This window comes from Prevotella dentalis DSM 3688 (genome assembly GCF_000242335.1).
In the GTDB taxonomy this organism is placed as follows: domain Bacteria; phylum Bacteroidota; class Bacteroidia; order Bacteroidales; family Bacteroidaceae; genus Prevotella; species Prevotella seregens.
Window position 1 is genome coordinate 1300159 of the sequence record NC_019960.1, and the last position, 16985, is coordinate 1317143.

9 protein-coding genes are annotated in these 16985 nt (G+C 50.7%); 4 read left to right on the forward strand and 5 right to left on the reverse strand.

The annotated features are described in order from the left end of the window. Positions 1–102 precede the first annotated feature (102 nt). The 5 genes from PREDE_RS05205 to PREDE_RS05220 all read right to left on the reverse strand — a co-directional run bounded on the left by PREDE_RS05205 (position 103) and on the right by PREDE_RS05220 (position 11980). Positions 103–3675 (reverse strand): endo-beta-N-acetylglucosaminidase, encoded by a 3573-nt coding sequence (locus PREDE_RS05205; RefSeq protein ID WP_005844787.1) that lies wholly within the window; start codon positions 3673–3675, stop codon positions 103–105. Positions 3676–3916: 241 nt separating this feature from the next. Next, complete coding sequence (locus PREDE_RS14030) at positions 3917–4090, reverse strand: hypothetical protein (RefSeq protein WP_005844788.1); 174 nt, start codon at positions 4088–4090, stop codon at positions 3917–3919. Positions 4091–4102: 12 nt separating this feature from the next. Continuing rightward, positions 4103–7504, reverse strand: a complete 3402-nt coding sequence (locus PREDE_RS05210; protein WP_005844790.1) for a SusC/RagA family TonB-linked outer membrane protein — start codon at positions 7502–7504, stop codon at positions 4103–4105. A gap of 282 nt (positions 7505–7786) precedes the next feature. After that, positions 7787–11581 (reverse strand): endo-beta-N-acetylglucosaminidase, encoded by a 3795-nt coding sequence (locus PREDE_RS05215; RefSeq protein ID WP_005844792.1) that lies wholly within the window; start codon positions 11579–11581, stop codon positions 7787–7789. A gap of 111 nt (positions 11582–11692) precedes the next feature. Next, complete coding sequence (locus PREDE_RS05220) at positions 11693–11980, reverse strand: hypothetical protein (protein WP_005844796.1); 288 nt, start codon at positions 11978–11980, stop codon at positions 11693–11695. Between the two features lie 529 nt (positions 11981–12509). On the opposite strand from PREDE_RS05220, the gene PREDE_RS05225 reads away from it, so the two are divergent. The 4 genes from PREDE_RS05225 to PREDE_RS05240 all read left to right on the forward strand — a co-directional run bounded on the left by PREDE_RS05225 (position 12510) and on the right by PREDE_RS05240 (position 16970). Beyond that, on the forward strand, positions 12510–13043 hold the full coding sequence (locus PREDE_RS05225) for an RNA polymerase sigma-70 factor (RefSeq protein WP_005844797.1): 534 nt from the start codon (positions 12510–12512) through the stop codon (positions 13041–13043). Between the two features lie 140 nt (positions 13044–13183). Next, positions 13184–13942 carry a FecR family protein gene (locus tag PREDE_RS05230; RefSeq protein ID WP_235777482.1) on the forward strand — a complete coding sequence of 253 codons (759 nt, stop codon included), beginning with the start codon at positions 13184–13186 and terminating at the stop codon, positions 13940–13942. 210 nt (positions 13943–14152) lie between these two features. After that, a complete protein-coding gene (nagB, locus tag PREDE_RS05235) occupies positions 14153–14941 on the forward strand; it encodes a glucosamine-6-phosphate deaminase (protein WP_015298520.1) in 789 nt (262 codons plus the stop codon). Positions 14942–14978: 37 nt separating this feature from the next. Beyond that, positions 14979–16970 (forward strand): glucosamine-6-phosphate deaminase, encoded by a 1992-nt coding sequence (locus PREDE_RS05240; RefSeq protein WP_005844801.1) that lies wholly within the window; start codon positions 14979–14981, stop codon positions 16968–16970. Positions 16971–16985 lie beyond the last annotated feature (15 nt).

Sequence of the window (16985 nt, forward strand, 5' to 3'; positions counted from 1 at the left end):
ATTAACTGTAGGGTATCAAACGATAGATTCCATAAGCAAGTGCAAAGTCACGCATGTATTTTCCTTTATGTCTTTCACTTTGCTACCTGCTTGTTATAAATTCTACTCAATGACAATCTTCTGGCTACGGAAGAGACTTCCAGACTGCATCTTCACTAAATACACACCCTGTGGCAAACTGGCAGCAACCATCGTTGGATTTACATGGTAACTTACCATGGCACCTGAGAGCGTATAGATCCATGCCTTGTCGACATTCTGGAAGTTGATCTTGCCATCCTCTACAGAGACACTCGACACTTGACCAGTTGTGGCTGTGTGGATGCCTGTTGGTGTACCGTTGAGATCCTCGGGCTCGTCGGCTATGCCCTTGTCGTGGTTGTCAACAGACTCGCGACCCGGGTTGGTTCCCTTAATGGTCACCCCGAAATCGATGGAGAAGCCCTTGGCAGTATAGCCTGTGGGCAAGAAAGTACCAGCAAACCAAGCATCAGTGAACACGATGCGCAGACGGCTGGGGCCAGGTTTGGCATCCTCAGGAACAACGAAAGTGGTGGTGATTCCTTGTGTTTCAAACTCTGGTGTGCCCTTACGCAGTGTGCCCACTGTGAAGAGACGCTCACCGTTTTTCGGATCAGAGACAACATCTGTAGGTTCAAACATCTTATTGCCGTTGAGGTCAAGCCATCCACCACCAAAGCAGTAGCGCAGACCGTCGGGAGAAGCAAGAGCCGTGCCATCAGGAGCAACGAGGTCAGATGTATCGTAACACTTGATGAAGAGCTTGACTGTCTGGCCCTGATTGATGGTAAGCATGTGGTCTGTGGCATCAACATACTGCGTGCCGTCAGCCGGTGCTGTTGTAGCAGAATAGTCGATATTCTGATCTGCACCTGTAGTGGTGACCTTTGTCACGAAACGTATCTTGCGTGCAATGTCGACACCCTCGGCATTGGGATTGATTTCACTCACACCGTAGGAGAGATCCTTCTTGGCGGGCAGCTTGTCCTGTTCGGCACGTGCAAGTTCCACCCATACGGGTGCAGAATAAGTCTTGAGGTCTGTGGAGACACTGCGTACACCGATGAACGGACGGTCAGCCTCGCTCTCAAACTCAATGTTGGGTACAAGTGTGCCCCACGTAGTGGTGCGGCCCACCTCGGAAACCTTGCCATCCTCACCGTTCTTGTAGAGAATCTCGAAGTGGTCAATGTTGCCCTCCTTGTTGTAGGCGAGATCCCAATCAGCACGCTTGGTAGCCGTAGCAGTGGTATTCCACCAAAGTTTGGCCGTGAGAGAGGTCTTGGTCTCTTGCTTGATCTCCACATTAAGGTCGGTGACGGCTGCCGGTGTGGCTTTCACATCGTCGTTAATCTCGAGCTTGCCGACCAAGAGTTTATAGTTGTCGTCGCTGCCTTTCACACGGAGGCCGATAGCCTTGACAACATCGCCCTGGGCGAGGCCGCCGATGACAATTTTCTTCTCCTGCCATGTATTGCCTTCTACATTGCCATAAGCAGTCTCCACCCATGAGCCATCGCCTTTCTGCACGATGACATAGAGGTTGGAAGGATTGGTAGCGTTCTTACCGTTCTTCACGGCCACCTTGGCATAAGGGTTGGCAGCACTCACGTTGAGATCTGTCTTATAGAGCACGATATCGGTACCGTCTGCGGTTGCCTTGCCAGTAAGTTGCAGTGCCGTGCCGCCGGTGTACTGATCTTCGGTGGTGAACTCCGGCTGGATGTCCTGACTTGCAGTCTTGGTGCCGGGCTTCACGACAAGCCAGCGATAGGTAGGCACGATGTCTTGTGATGCCATATTGTACCACGAGCCGGTGGTACGTTTGCCTTTATAGCTGTAGCGGTCACCGTTGCCAAGGTTGAAGCCTGTAGCAAAAGGCAGGTTACCCGTTATCGTGGTGCGCTCGGGTATCCACGTTGCCAGTCCGGCAAAGGTAGACAGCGGGTTTTCACCCTCCCAATTGTTACCACTATTACTTATCTCCGGTCGAATGAGCGGGTTGCGGTTGCCACCAGAGAAAGCACGTTCAAGAAGTCGCTGGTAGTTATTCATCTTGGTGTAGGCATCGGCACCACTGTTGTAGCTCCAGAAACGGCTCTCATTATGCTCACCCCAGAGACAGATTCCTACTTTTTTAGCATCGTCGTCAGAGTTGAGGGAATTCCATCTGCGATCCATGGACACGATCCACACGCCAGCATAGAGGCCATCGGTGGTGCCCATGGCAGCCTGAGCGGCCTTTGATGTACGGCCAAGCGAATAAGCAAAGTCACCGTTGGAATAGTTGAGCATCAAGTCGTGCGTGCGACCCTCACTATTACCGAAAAGAGCATTGGTATTTTCAGGAGATGCGGCATTGAGCTGGGACACCGATGTGTAGATACCACAATGGAAATTGTCAAAGCCCTTTCTGGCAGCGATCTTATAGAGCTGCTTATGGAAAGCCACAATATCGTCGTTGCCATATCCTGAATCCTCCCAGTTGTAGTTGATACCGTCAAAGCCAAAGTACATCAGTAAGTTGATCATAGGCTCGGCATATACGAAGTTACCGTCGGCATCTTTTTCAGTGATGAACTTCATCCAGCCGCTGGCGTAACCGGTACCTCCTCCCGTTGTATCGAAGAACTTCATGCCAGACATGATGTCTGTTCCGTTCTTATGAGCAGCATCAGTCCATGCAGCAGGAGCCGTAAAGAGTCCACGATTCCATGAACCAAAGATGTTGGTGTAGTTCCACATTGAGAAGTTGTCACTGGCAAAACTTCCATTGGGCATTCCAGAAGAAAAGTCCTTGCCCACGTCCATGGGAATATTCATCCAAAGATTGCGATTCTCATAAGTGTTGCTCAACAGCCTTTCGGAGCGCGACTGTATGCCGGGGTTGGGCACATGGGAACGCACGAAAGCGATGTCACTCTTCTGTATGCCGGCCTGCTCAAACGCTGCATCTGTTGGGAATGTGCGTCCATTGTCGAAAGCCTCCTTGAAAAGTTTGAGAAGCTTCTCGTCTGACCATCCACTGCCGTCATACACCTGATCGGTGGCCGTGGGTGAGTATGGCCCAGGATCCGGCGTAGGTGGTGTGGGCGTGTCCCCGACGGGTTGGATACATATCTTCTCATAGGTGGCGTAGGAACGAGTGTTTCCCTCCTGTGAGCCTATCTCAATGGTAGGCATGCCCCAAAGTGCTGCGCAAGCTGTAGTCACATCCACCGTATTTCCGGAATGGATGTTGTAAGCTTTGCCATTGACAGTGAGCCCCAGTGCCTTACTGATTTCAATTTCAACAGTGCCGGAGATGCCATTGACATCAGTTCGGATGACATTGCCGTTTGAGGCTGAGAGATAGTTAACCTGCAAGGTCGACGATGATTTTGTGTAATAGAGGTGCCAGTGCTCTCCGTTCCATGCACTGATAGCGGAACCAACTGAGAGGATGCCCTCATTCGTTTGTGTACATGAAGATAGGTCGGCCTTGACATAGACTTTCTGCGCATTCCAGTCGATGGCAACCTGATCTACCCATTTCTCGCCATTGGGCGAATAATTGCTCCTTAGCACGGTCTCCGTACCTTGGGCATAGGCACCCATAGTGAAGACGAGTGATGTCGTCACCATGAAAGCCTTAGATAGTCGTGTAAAGTTCATACTATAAAATTTAGTTTTTTAATTAGGGTATATGTAAAAGTGAAAACAAGAAGTTTCTTTTGATATACATTCTATTCTGAAATTTTCAGTACATATTCTCAATATCTCGCCAAAACAAGCAAGAAGATAGAAATATTCCGTGGTACGGTGTTCCCATCACTCGTCTTTGGCAGATATTGAGAATAAAGTATGTATTCAAAATTAAACGTATTTATAATTGCCTGATAAACTTTTCCAAAGATTACCGCTGCTGTATTCGCTGTGGGATAGCTGTCTTAGCTTTGCTTGACGAGTCTGGAGAAGCAGGCTTTAACTGCCCCATCTCAAACTCATCTCCTGGCTCGTCATACTGGAGGCAAGACTGCATCGACAGTGTGGCGATACTCATGACCGCAAATAGAAAGATTTTTTTCATACTGTCTGGTTTTTAGAAATTCATATTGAGCGAGAAACCGAAAGAGCGTGCCGACGGCATGTTGAACATCTCGAAAGCTCCGAGTCCGTTGCCCGTTGCCAGCGACACGTCGGGATCGACAGGGGCATCCTTATAGATAAAGAACAGGTTACGGGCTATGAATGAGAGCGAGAGGTTGCGGTTGGTTCCGAAGAGATTGCGGAAAGTGTAACCGAGCGTGAGCTCGCGCAGACGGAAATTAGTACCGCTGTAGATATAACGCTGCAGGTCTTGGGGATTGTTGCCTCCGACAGACTGATAGTAGGCTTCGATGGGCACGATGCGTCCCGAACCGTCATCAAGTTGTACGCCAAGCTGCTTGCCATCGCCGTAGCCTGTGGCATAGATCTTGTTCTGCTCGGCATACATACGTGCATCGGCGGTACGCTGCGAAAGACCGTAGGAATCGAGGAATGCTTCGGTAAACGACAGCACTTTGCCACCAATACGTCCGTTGATGAGGAAAGTAAGCGTGAGATCTTTCCATGTAAACTGATTGCTCCATCCAAGCGTCCATGGCGCATTCATGTTTCCCACATACTTCTTCAATGCCTTGTCAGACTTGGTTTCAGTCTGTAAACCTCCCTGTGAATCAAGCTGATACCACCCGGCCTTCACAGGATTACCCTTGTCGTCTACACCATCTGCTTCGTAACGGCGAATATCAGAGATATACATATCGCCCACAGAACCACCCTCAGCGTAGAGTACTCGCACTTGTCCCACATTGGTAGCAATGATATTTTCTTTCTCCTTGCCCGTTGTCTCGTCAACACTGTAGGCTGTGCGGAGAATTTTGTTCTTGTTGTAGGCGAAGTTGACCGTTGTTTTCCACGTCATATTCCTCATAATCTTCCAGTTGTAACCTACTGAGGCCTCAAAGCCTTGGTTGCGTATCTTGGCCGAGTTCATCGGAATACTGCGTCCGGAAGCATTGGTTCCAACCATGTAGAGATTAGACGTTGTGGAGTTATAGTATGTGAAATCGACGCTGAGCCTGTCGTTAAGGAACATGGACTCGAAACCCGTCTCGAAAGACTGTGTCTTTTCAGGCCTGGGATCCTTGAAGTCGGCCCACAGGTTGGTGGTATAGGTCTTCTCTCTCCAGTTGATGGACACAGCGCCGAACACCTGGTTGGGTATGGAGTTACCCACCTCAGAATATGAAACACGGTATTTGAGATAGTTCCACCATTCGGGCATCTTGACGAGTGAGCTGACGATGGCGTTAGCTCCAAAGCCGAAGTATCCGTACGATGCCGGTGTACCGCGATCCTTAAACTGCTTGAACGAGCGATACCAGTCGCGACGGTATGATCCGTCAACATATACCTTTTCTTTCCATCCGAGCTGTGCGGTGAATACAGCACCCTTGTTCCAGTCTGACGAACGGCTTTGTGTATTCTTGCCTGCACCGCCTGCCGAAACGGAGAACCAATTGATAAGGTCGGAAAGATAGATATTCTGTGGATCAACATAGGTGGCATCACCGGTATCTACGCTCTTGTTCTGCCCCTTAATGGTGTGTCCCACGAAACCGGCCGTTGCCGATACCTCCCATGTATCGTTGAAAGTTTTGTTATAATTGAGCATGTAATCGGTATAATACTCCGTGGTCTTGTTGTAGCTCCACCAGTAGCGTCCGTAGGGCTCTATTCCACTGGGTATGTATGTCGTTGCGTAGCGTTTGGCCTCATTCTCATACTTGTCGAAATCTATACCGAGACGCGCTTGAAATGACAACCCGTCCCAAATATCAAGGGTGCCGGTGATGTTGCCGAAGAACCTGTCTTCGCGCTGAACGCCCTCGTTCTGATACATCAGCCAATAAGGGTTGTTATGGTTGTTAGAGTATGTATACCAGCTCATCATCGGTCCGGTGAGCGCAACCTTGTCCGCATTATTTAGGCGATAGGACCCGTTGCTACGTTCTACAAAATGACTCCGATTATTAGCGTTCCACCTGCCGTTTTCTATACGATAATTGTTACGGTAGTAGGCCATGTCGATATTCCGAGGCATGGTGTACACATCGAAGATAGGATTCATGTTCGTACCACCACCGGGTCGGTTCTTTGTCTTGGTGGAGATGTAGTTCATTGAAACGTTGATTGTTGCCCTGTTGAAGAACTTGAACATCTGCCTAAACGATAATGTATTTCGGTTGTAGGAGTTGCTGCGCATCATGCCATTGGAATGCGCGTTACCGTAGGAAAAGTACGAACTCATGTTCTCCGTCCCCCCCGAGAGTGCCAATGAGTTGTTGGCGGTAACTCCTGTGCGGAAGAAGTCGCCAATGTCGTCGGCGGCATAGTTGCGCAGATGCACGTCGTTGTACTGACGGATGGTTTGCGGTTTCCCATTCTCACCAATAACAGTATACTTGAACGTATCTCCATCCATGGGTGTGCGTTGCGTGAGCTTGTCTGATGAGCGGTCAGCGAGACGAGGTCCCCACGAGTAATCAGAAACCTGCCCGGCAATGTCGTTTTCGAGAACGTTGGCTCCGTAAATATTCTGTATTTTCGGCTTGGTGAGTGGATTGTCGAAAGTAATGTTCGACGAGAAGTCGATGCGCATTTTACCCTCACGACCTTTTTTAGTGGTGATCATCAGCACGCCGTTGGCTGCCACCGAGCCGTATAGGGCAGCGGCATTGGCACCCTTAAGCACGTTGATGGACTCAATGTCCTCAGGATTGATCATCGACAACGCGTCAGCACCCTCTGTTCTGCCTTCTGCCATGAACGAACCATCGGAAAGCTGTCCATGCTGTGAGTTGGTCATGGGCACACCGTCAACGACAATGAGCGGTGTAGAGGAGCCCAGAATCGACTTGTTACCACGAAGAATGATCTTTGACGCACCACCGGCACCACCGGCTGATGGCGTGATGGTAATGCCGGCTACCTTGCCCTCGAGCGAGTTGGCGAGGTTGGGATCCTGAACACGATTGAGTTCGGAAGCTCTGACCTGTTGTGTGGCATAGGTCAGCGACTCTTCCTTACGGCGTATACCCATGGCCGTTACAACCACCTCGCTGATGGTGCTACTCTCCGGTTCGAGCTTAATGTTGATACTTTGTCCACTCCATGTCACCGTCTGTGATGCATAGCCGATGTACGTTATCTGGAGCTTCGCCCCACGGCTGACACCGCGCAGTTCGAATCGACCGTCAAGATCGGTTACGGTGCCCGTGCCTTTCTGGCCTTCTATCGTCACCGTGACCCCTATGAGCGGTTCACCATTCTCGTCGATCACGGTGCCATGTGCTACATTCTGCTGTGGTTGCTGCATCATTGGAACTACCGCCGGGGCAGCCGAAAAATTGGCGTAGGCGTAGAACATGGGCAACCCAGCAAAAAGGAGAACCATGGCAGTTCGGTTTCGCCTTTGCTTTCTGTCAGTTGAATAGTTGTTCATTTAGATTTGATTATAATAGGATATTAATAGTATAGTTCCCGTTTTCTCTGTCACCTTGGAGGATTAGAGAATATGTAACGAAAGATTCAGAATATCTGTTTACTATTTTCTTGTTTGTCAATAGTTACAGCTAAACAGGAATACTTTGCAAAAGTCGTAATGCTTCTAAATTTATTTTCAGATAGTTACAACTGATTTTTTGCAAAGTTTTCCTGTTTGACTATAAAAAGACAATTACTTCTTCACGACCTTAACGGTCTTGTGGACCTTTCCATCTTTAACTACCTGCACGAGATAGAGACCTTCTGGTGCAGTTACGGTGACGCTGATCACCTTTCCTGCCTGTGCATTGAACGAATTGGTCTGCATCACTGTCCCAGCTGCGTTAATGATGCTGACCGTGTAATGTCCTGCCTCAGCAAAACGGAAATTAACAGATTCCACAAACGGGTTGGGATAGATCGCTAAGTCAGACTCCTGAGACATAGCATTGATGGATGTGGGCACACTGACAATCACTGCATCTTCAAGTGTCCGCTCATCAGATGCCCAGTCATTGGTTACGTTGAGTGTAGCACTGTAAGTGCCTGCAGCATTGTACTTAACCACAGCAGCCTTGTCATCCTCACTGGAGATTGTTGTCATAGGAGAAGAGAATGTTCTGGTAGCCTTTATCTCCATGGTTCCCTCTATACCTGGGTATCCCTGTGTGCTGTTATCGGCTTCTTGCGTGACATATGCTGCATTGCCAGTAGCCTCACCGCCGGAACCCTGTGTCCGCACCATACGTGCCTTGTACTGCTCGCCACCATGTCCGTAGTTAGCAAAAGTGGAATCTGCAGTGTTATAGGTCTCAAAGGTGTAGTAAGCCTGAAGCCCCTCGGGCACTTCTTCAGCTTTGTAGCCCTGCATAGCTTGGAGTACCTCGGCTTCCGTGAGTGCCTTATTCCATACCTGCACCTCATCGACCCATCCGTTGAAGCCGGCTTTGTAAACACCGCCACCACCGATGAAAATGTTGGCAGTTGCTGACTTGTCAATACGAGCGTCAGAAGAGTTCTCGCGACGCGAATTGTTGCTGGATGCCTCTGCATAAGCCACTCGCTTGCCGTTGAAGAAAATAGCCTGCTGATTGCCTTTCTGCGTCACAGCGATGTGGTTCCATACACCAGGGTTAAGACTGTAGCCGGTCGACATCATCTCCTCCCATGGGGAGTCGTGGTGAAGCCATCCGAAAGTATTGAACGACACCTCGTTCTCTGTATGCTGCGAGCCATTATTGTCGCCACCGTACCAACCAGATCCAGCATCGGCAGTGCATGCCGGACGAACCTGTACCCAAAGGTCACCCCAGTTGTTGTGCGGCCATCGGTCGGCGATAGTGTTCTTGCTGATGAGATTGGTGCCCTGCGAGTCATGAGCATACTTATTGGCTTTCACCCAGAGGGCATAGGTATAGGTTTTGCCCACTTGCATCTCGCCGGGTATCATGAGCATGTCCGGGTCGTTAATGGTAAGTGCACGCGACACTTTTCCCTCTCCTTTATCAATGGTATAGTTGTAGGTAACGTCCTTGCCGGTTTCTACTTCATGTTTATCAACGGCGAAGTCGATTATCTCAGGCACCTTACCCGTAGCCTTGGGCGAGATGACAACTTTTCCGCGAGTGATGATATTTGCACCACTTGATGGAGTGAGGATAAGATCATAAGTTCCTACCTCGTCGATCTTTGTTGTGATCTTTGTTGTGTTCTCTGCTGTGTATACCACTGTGCCTGTCTGCGAGTTGACGAGCTGCCACTTTTGTGCAGGCTGAGCCATCTCGTCCTCAAGACTCATGGTGAAAGATTGTCCTGGTTTGATGACTGGCATATCTATGACGACCTCCGTTGATGGTGTGTCGTAGGGCACCTGCTTATAGGCCGTCCATGTCGTGTCTGACTTCTGCAGACCATCCGGCGATACTGCCACAACACCGAAGCGTGCGTTACGTCCCTCAAAACCACTCTTAAGTGGTGCGTCAACGACATAAGCTGCCCACGATGTTGTAGCCGTGAGAAGTTGCACTGGCCGATTCTCTTGCTGCATGAAGATTTCATAGTACCATGTGTCGACCTCGTCATTATAATACTTGGAGCCGTCACTCTCATCCTTAGCAGAGTAACGCATCTTGAAGTCAACACTGCTGCCCTTGCCGCGGATGATCTCCACCTCGTTGATCTCAGGAGCCACAGGGGCAAAGCTCTTCTGCGGATCACGGACGGCAATCTCTCCGACATACATCTTATAGTCTGCCGGTGCATCGGCTACAGTGATGCCAATCATAGAAATGACATCGTCTGCAGAGAGCCCGAGCTCGCCGAGAGTTGTAGTGAAAGTCTGCCATTGACCGTAGGTCTTAGCCTCAGGTATATCTATCTCCTTGTAATCGGTGAGCTTATCCTTTAGAGCTACAAAAAGCTTTGCATGCGTCTTGGTGTCGGAAGGCACCTTGTAGGTGACGGATATATTATATGTGGGCTGTGTAGTGAGCGCAGTCTTGAAGAGTTTTACGCGGGAAAAAGCCGTCTGTCCGCTGAGTTGCAGACATGAGCCGCCGAACCAAGAGTCGTTCCATGTGAGGTCGGCATTGACAAGGCCTCCATTCTTAGCACTCTCACTGCCGTCAACGATCCACCAACGCCATGTGGGCATGATGTCCTGAGTGGCGATGTTGTGCCATTTATGGTTGAATGCCACTTGTCCGTCATTACGGAACACCAAGCCGTTACCAAGATTGAAGCGTGAAACGAAAGGCACAGCTTGTATAGTCGACTTAGCAGAGAGGAAGCGCGACAGACCATGAAAGTTTTGTAGGCTGGCATTGCTCAGGTCACACATCATATTGATGCTCGGCGTATTGGCAGGATTGCGGTTTCCACCTGAGAAAATAAGTTCCTGCTTGTCAAGGTAGGTCTTCTGTATGGCCACGTCCGAGGTACCGTTGTCAGTGGCACTCTGGTGTATGAGACTCTGTTTGTGGGCACCCCAGAATCCGATGGAAATCTTCGATGCGAGCAAATCGTTCCACCTGAGGTTGCGCAGTGCGCGCCCTTGAATATCGAAACCAGCATAATAGTCGTAGCTTGAGCGGCCAAGTTCCTCTGCTTTCTGTTCAGACCGCGTCAGTACACTTTTGTTCCAATTGTAATTGGCAAACATCATGTCAGTTACAACCTTTTTGCTACTTCCGAACATCAACGCATTGTTACTGTTGAGACCTTGGTCGAATTGAATTGAACCATAGTCGTTGGTACCGTCATACCAGTGCAGCTGGAAGTTCCAGCCTATCTCCTTGGCTTTGGTATGGCATTCTGCGAAGAAATTTCGGATATTTTCCATCGAGTTGGCATCGGAACTAAATTCGGAGTTGACCCCCACACCGTCGATGCCGTAGTATTTGAGGAACTTGACAAACTTCTCCGTATTCTTGAAATTTCCGTCGTTGTCTTTCTCGCAAAGCATAGAGAAAACAGCACTATAGGTGTTTGCCCCCGAACCCACTTCTACAAACTGGGCCCATGGTACGGACATCACGCATCCCACTTTCACTCCATTTTTGTGCGCCACATCGGCGAGACCGGCGGTCACGCGGAGCCATGGCGCTGTCCAGTTGCCGTGAATGGTGACATACGACCAGTTGCTGAAATTATCACCCTCAAAACAGTAACGTGGGAGTGCTTTCCAAGTAACAGTAGGGTCGTCAAGGGGAACCCACAAACACAGGTTGCGATTCTCGTCGCCCTCGCCGTCAGCCTTGTAGTCAAGGGAGCCGGCTATGCGCTCAAGCGGGCGCTGACGAGAGATAAAGAACTGCTCGTCAATTTTTGATACACCACCAAAAGTTTTCCCTGTTTTCCATGCATTAAAGTTACTCACAAGTTGGTCAAAATCCGAAGTTTGGATGTCAAGAGGATGTAGGGGAGTCCTCTGTGCCCATCCTACGGCACAAGCAAGCAGTGCCGATCCCAATAGATAAAATTTTCTCATTTTTTAGGTTTAAATTAACAATGTTTTGAAAAGATTGCTGCTAACTCTTGCAAAGATAGACAAAAATTTTTGTAATAAACACGAATATTTAAAATTTTTCGGCTGTAGAGATCAAAATTCTGGCCTTTTTTCAATGTTTGCGCGAACAACTAAAGAAAGGGATGAAGCCGGTTCAATAAATTGCAGTTTCTTCCAGGTGATCCGCAGCACATTTGCTGGGCAGCATACCGATTTTTTCTTGAACAGGTGTGAAAAATACTTCGGTGAGTTAAATTCCATATGTCCAGCCAGTACGCTGATGGCAATGCCGGGCTGGAAATCAAGGTTCTTCTTTACCTCGTTGAGGCGTATGCCGTTGATAAACCCCACGACGGCGTTTCCCCGCCACACACCTTTCATCTGCCGCCCACGGCTCAACGCGCCATCTTTTACCCGTCTTCATCCAATGAATAACCCTTTGACGCATGGCGTGAACAGGTTATTCGCCTGGCGTTTAGACGTTTGCCATCGGGCGAAAAGGCGCGAAAGTCCGAACCACTACCCGAAAGGCAGACGTACACCAGTTATTTCAGCATCGACAGTACACCAGTTCCGAATACAGGGGGAACACGTCATCAAGACAGTCGTGGCCCCAAGGCCTCCAATTATAAATAGGTACGCGCGAGCCACTGCCATCCAACAGACGGTTCATGCGTCCCGGCCGGCAAGGAGAAAAGCCGTGTCGCCAATGCAAATATTTTCCTAAAAAGGCATGCCGTTCAGAATAAAACACTACCTTTGCATAACAATATCACCATCGTTCCTTGTTTAATACGCAACGGAATAGAACCGAAAAACCGACGCCACCTCCCTACCTACCACAAAACAGGACTGGCAATGCCGACAGTGCCCTACCCTTTCGGCCAGACAGAAATTACTCATTGTAGATATGGAAACTATAACCGAAGACCATTTCAGACAAATATTCCGGAATCAGTATTCCGCCCTGCTCAACTATGCCCTGACCCTTTTTGCCGACGAGGAGGTGAAAGACATTGTGCAGGAGGCGTTCGTTGAACTATGGAAACGGCGGGACACCCTGAACGACGACGACCATATCAAAGCTTTCCTGTACAAGACCGTTTACACGCGCACGCTCAATATGGTGAGGCACCGGCATATCGTGCAGGGATATTCAGAGCAGAAAAAACAGATTGAGAACCGAAGAATGAAATACTACCAGCCCGATCAGAGCGACGTGATGCGCCACATTGAGAGCCGGGAATTAGGACGGCAGATAGACACTGCCATTGACGAACTGCCCGAAAAATGTCGCATGGCTTTCACGCTGAGCTATCTGCATGGCATGAAGAACAAGGAAATCAGTGGTGTAATGAAAATATCTGTTCGCACGGTAGATACGCACATTTTCAAGGCTTTGCGCTACCTGCGGGGGCGCCTGGGATTTCTTGCACGTGAATAATATATAAGAAAGGAGTACGTTGTTTTTCATTTCCGTTTGTTATTAGTATGATTTTTGTAAGAATCATCACGATTTCGACAGAAATTGCAACAAGGTAAACAATGTCAATAGCCAATTTTAAGATCATAAAAGATTATATTTTGGGTAAAAGCTCACCTAAGAATACATCACTCCTTCTCGATTGGCTGAACCAGTCGGAAGCCAACGAAGAGATGTTGTTCCAGGCAGAGCGAATGTATCATGAGGGGAGGGGTGATTATCGTCCCTCTGCCATGGAGATGGCACAGGCGGAGGCCGACGTCATGGACAGAATCATGCAACATGAAGACCGGTACCGGGTAAGGATACGCCGGCTGGTCTTCTTGCGCCATGCGGCCGTAGGACTGGTGATAGTGGCGAGTGGTTCCATCGCCCTTTGGGCGGGGCTGCACATGGGCGCGGACGACATGGTCTGCATCACGGCCCAAAACAAGAAAGAACTGACGCTGCCCGACGGAAGCCGGGTATGGCTCAACAAGAATGCCACCATCAGCTATCCGAAAGACTTCAAGGGCGACACGCGCGAGGTAAAACTAGCAGGCGAGGCCTTGTTCCGAGTGGTGAGAAATCCGGCCAAGCCATTCATCGTGTCGAGTGGAAACGTCTCTGCCAAGGTGCTGGGCACTGTGTTCGACTTCAAGACCCAGTGCAAGGGGAACACCGAAGAGGTGACCTTGCTGGAGGGGCGGCTGGAAGTGGCCGAGAAAGCCGGCAGAAACAAGGTGACCATTCGCCCCAATCAGAAAATCATCGTCGACAAGAACACCCACACCATGGAGGTGAGAGAGGTGCATGCACCGACAGGAGCCATGTGGCATGACAAGAAACATACCATCGGACGGGCAACAAAATCGTGCTGACCCGGAAAGTTGCGGCAAGCACCGCCACCTCCCCGGTGCCCCCTCCACAGGGAGGAGGACCGGCAGAAACCGCCTTGGAGGGCTGCGGTATGGAGCGGAACCTGCGGGATTGCAAGATATGCCCACCCTTTTGCATCCCCAAGGCCGTTATCCGTATGACCGGCCTTGAAGTCAGGCTACACCACTTTCATCTTTAACATAAAAACCAATATGCGACTAATTATTAGAAAAGACTATGAAGACCTCTCGAAATGGGCGGCAGACTATGTTGTAAAAAGCATCAATGACTTTCAGCCCACAGCTGAACGGCATTTCGTTCTGGGCCTCCCAACGGGCTCGTCGCCCAAAGGCATGTATGCTCATATCGTGAAAGCCGTGAAAGAAAAACGCGTGTCGTTCAGATTTGTGGAGACTTTCAATATGGACGAGTACGTAGGGCTGCCCGAAGACCATCCCCAGAGTTATCATACGTTTATGCGCGAAAACCTCTTCGCACACATAGACTGTCCCGAGAAAAACATCCACATTTTGAACGGCAATGCCGAGGACATAGAGGAAGAATGCCGGCATTACGAGGAAATGATTCGTGCAGCCGGAGGCATCCGCCTCTTTGTAGGAGGCATCGGGCCCGACGGGCACATCGCTTTCAACGAGCCTTTCTCCTCGCTCACCTCGCTCACCCGCATCAAGTCGCTCACCGAGGATACCCGCATTGCCAACTCCCGCTTCTTCGACAACGACCCGACTCAGGTGCCCGAACGGGCGCTCACCGTGGGCGTGGGCACCGTGATGGCGGCCGATGAGGTGCTCGTTCTGGTCAACGGTCATGGCAAGGCGCGTGCGTTGCAGGCCGCCGTCGAGGGGCCCGTCACCCAAGCGTGGACCATCAGCGCGCTGCAGATGCACCCCCACAGCATCATCGTGAGCGACGAAGCAGCCACCGACGAACTGAAAGTGGCAACCTACAGATACTTCAAGGACATCGAGCGAAATGCTTGATTTCACATTTTAACACCCCAATAATCATCTAAAAACTATGGTAAATTTAAATCTGACCTCACAGATCGCGTTAAACAAAGTACCCCAGAAACTCTACCAGCCCGCTACGGCAGTAGACCGTTCGGAACTGACCCGGATGGAGAAAATACCAACAAACATCTTCGCCTCCACCGAGGAGGGTGCCGCCCATATCGCCGACGCCATCGAGTCAGGCATGGCAGCCAAACGACAAAAGGGCGAGTTCTATGTCATGGCCCTTGGCACTGGTACCTCGCTGACGCCTGTGTATCAGGAGCTCATACGCCGTCATGAGGCGAACGGGCTGAGCTTCAAAAACCTCGTCGTGTTCAACGGCTATGAGTATTTTCCGCTGACGCCGAAGAGCACTTGCCAGAGTTTGCTGCAACTCAAAAAACTCTTCCTCGATCATATTGACATCGAACCACAGAATGTGTTCTCGCCCAACGGCACGGTCAACCAAGACGACATCCAGGAATATTGCCGTCTTTACGAACAACGCATACAGACTTTCGGCGGTCTCGACGCAGCCCTCTTCGGCATTGGCCGTACAGGCAACATCGCCGTGAACGAGCCGGGCTCGAGCATGGCGTCGAACTCGCGCCTCATTCTGATTGACGCTTTGTCGCGCGAGGAGATGTCAAACAGCTTCGCCACGAGCGAGGCCGTGCCACCGTGCAGCATCACCATGGGCATGGCTACCATCCTGAAAGCCAAGAAGATATTCATCACGGCATGGGGAGAAGAGAAGGCAGGCATCATCAAGGAAACGGTGGAAGGCCAAATCACCAACGCCGTGCCCGCCACATTCATGCAGACTCATCCCGACACCCATGTGGTGATCGACCTCTCGGCAGCCGCCGAACTGACACGCATCAAGCGGCCTTGGCTCGTCACCTCATGCGAATGGACCGACAAGCTGACACGCTCTGCCTTGGTGTGGCTCTGCGGCATCACGCAGAAGCCCATTCTGAAGTTGACCAACAAAGACTACAACGAGCATGGTCTGAGCGAACTGCTCGCCCTCTACGGGTCGGCCTACAATGCGAACATCAAGATATTCAACGACTTGCAACACACCATCACAGGCTGGCCCGGCGGCAAGCCCGATGCCGACGACACCCACCGGCCCGAGCGAGCCACCCCTTATCCAAAGCGCGCGCTGGTATTCTCGCCCCACCCCGACGACGATGTCATCTCCATGGGCGGCACCATCCAGCGGCTGGTGAGCCAAGGGCACGAGGTGCACGTGGCCTACGAGACCAGCGGCAACATTGCCGTGAACGACGAGGAGGTAACCCGATTCATGCACTTCATCAACGGTTTCAACCAGCTGTTCAACCAGTCAAAAGACACGACCATTTCTGATAAGTATCAGGAAATCAAGGCTTTTTTTAAGGCCAAGAAAGCGGGCGACCTCGACAGCCGTGACGTGCTGATCCTCAAAGGACTTATCCGCAGGGGCGAGGCTCGGACGGCCTGCACGTTCAACAAGATACCCTTGGAGCATGTGTACTTCCTCGACCTTCCTTTCTATGAGAGTGGGGCCATCGAGAAGTTGCCGATGACGGAGCAGGATGTGCAGATTGTAAGAGAACTGCTACAGAAGACCCAGCCCCACCAGATCTATGTGGCCGCCGACTTGGCCGACCCGCACGGCACGCACCGCAAGTGCACGGACGCCGTGCTCGCCGCCATCGACCTGGAACGACAGGCCGGCGCCAAGTGGCTGGACGACTGCCGCGTGTGGATGTATCGGGGGGCATGGGCCGAATGGGACATTGAGAACATCGAGATGTGCGTGCCCATGAGCCCTGAAGAACTGCGCACCAAACGGAATGCCATTCTCAAGCACCAGTCACAGATGGAAAGCGCACCGTTCCTCGGCAACGACGAGCGCCTGTTCTGGCAACGCGCCGAAGACCGCAACCGCGGCACGGCCGACCTCTACGACAAGCTGGGACTGGCATCCTACGAAGCCATGGAGGCTTTCGTGGAATACAAATCCTAAAGACCCTGACAAACG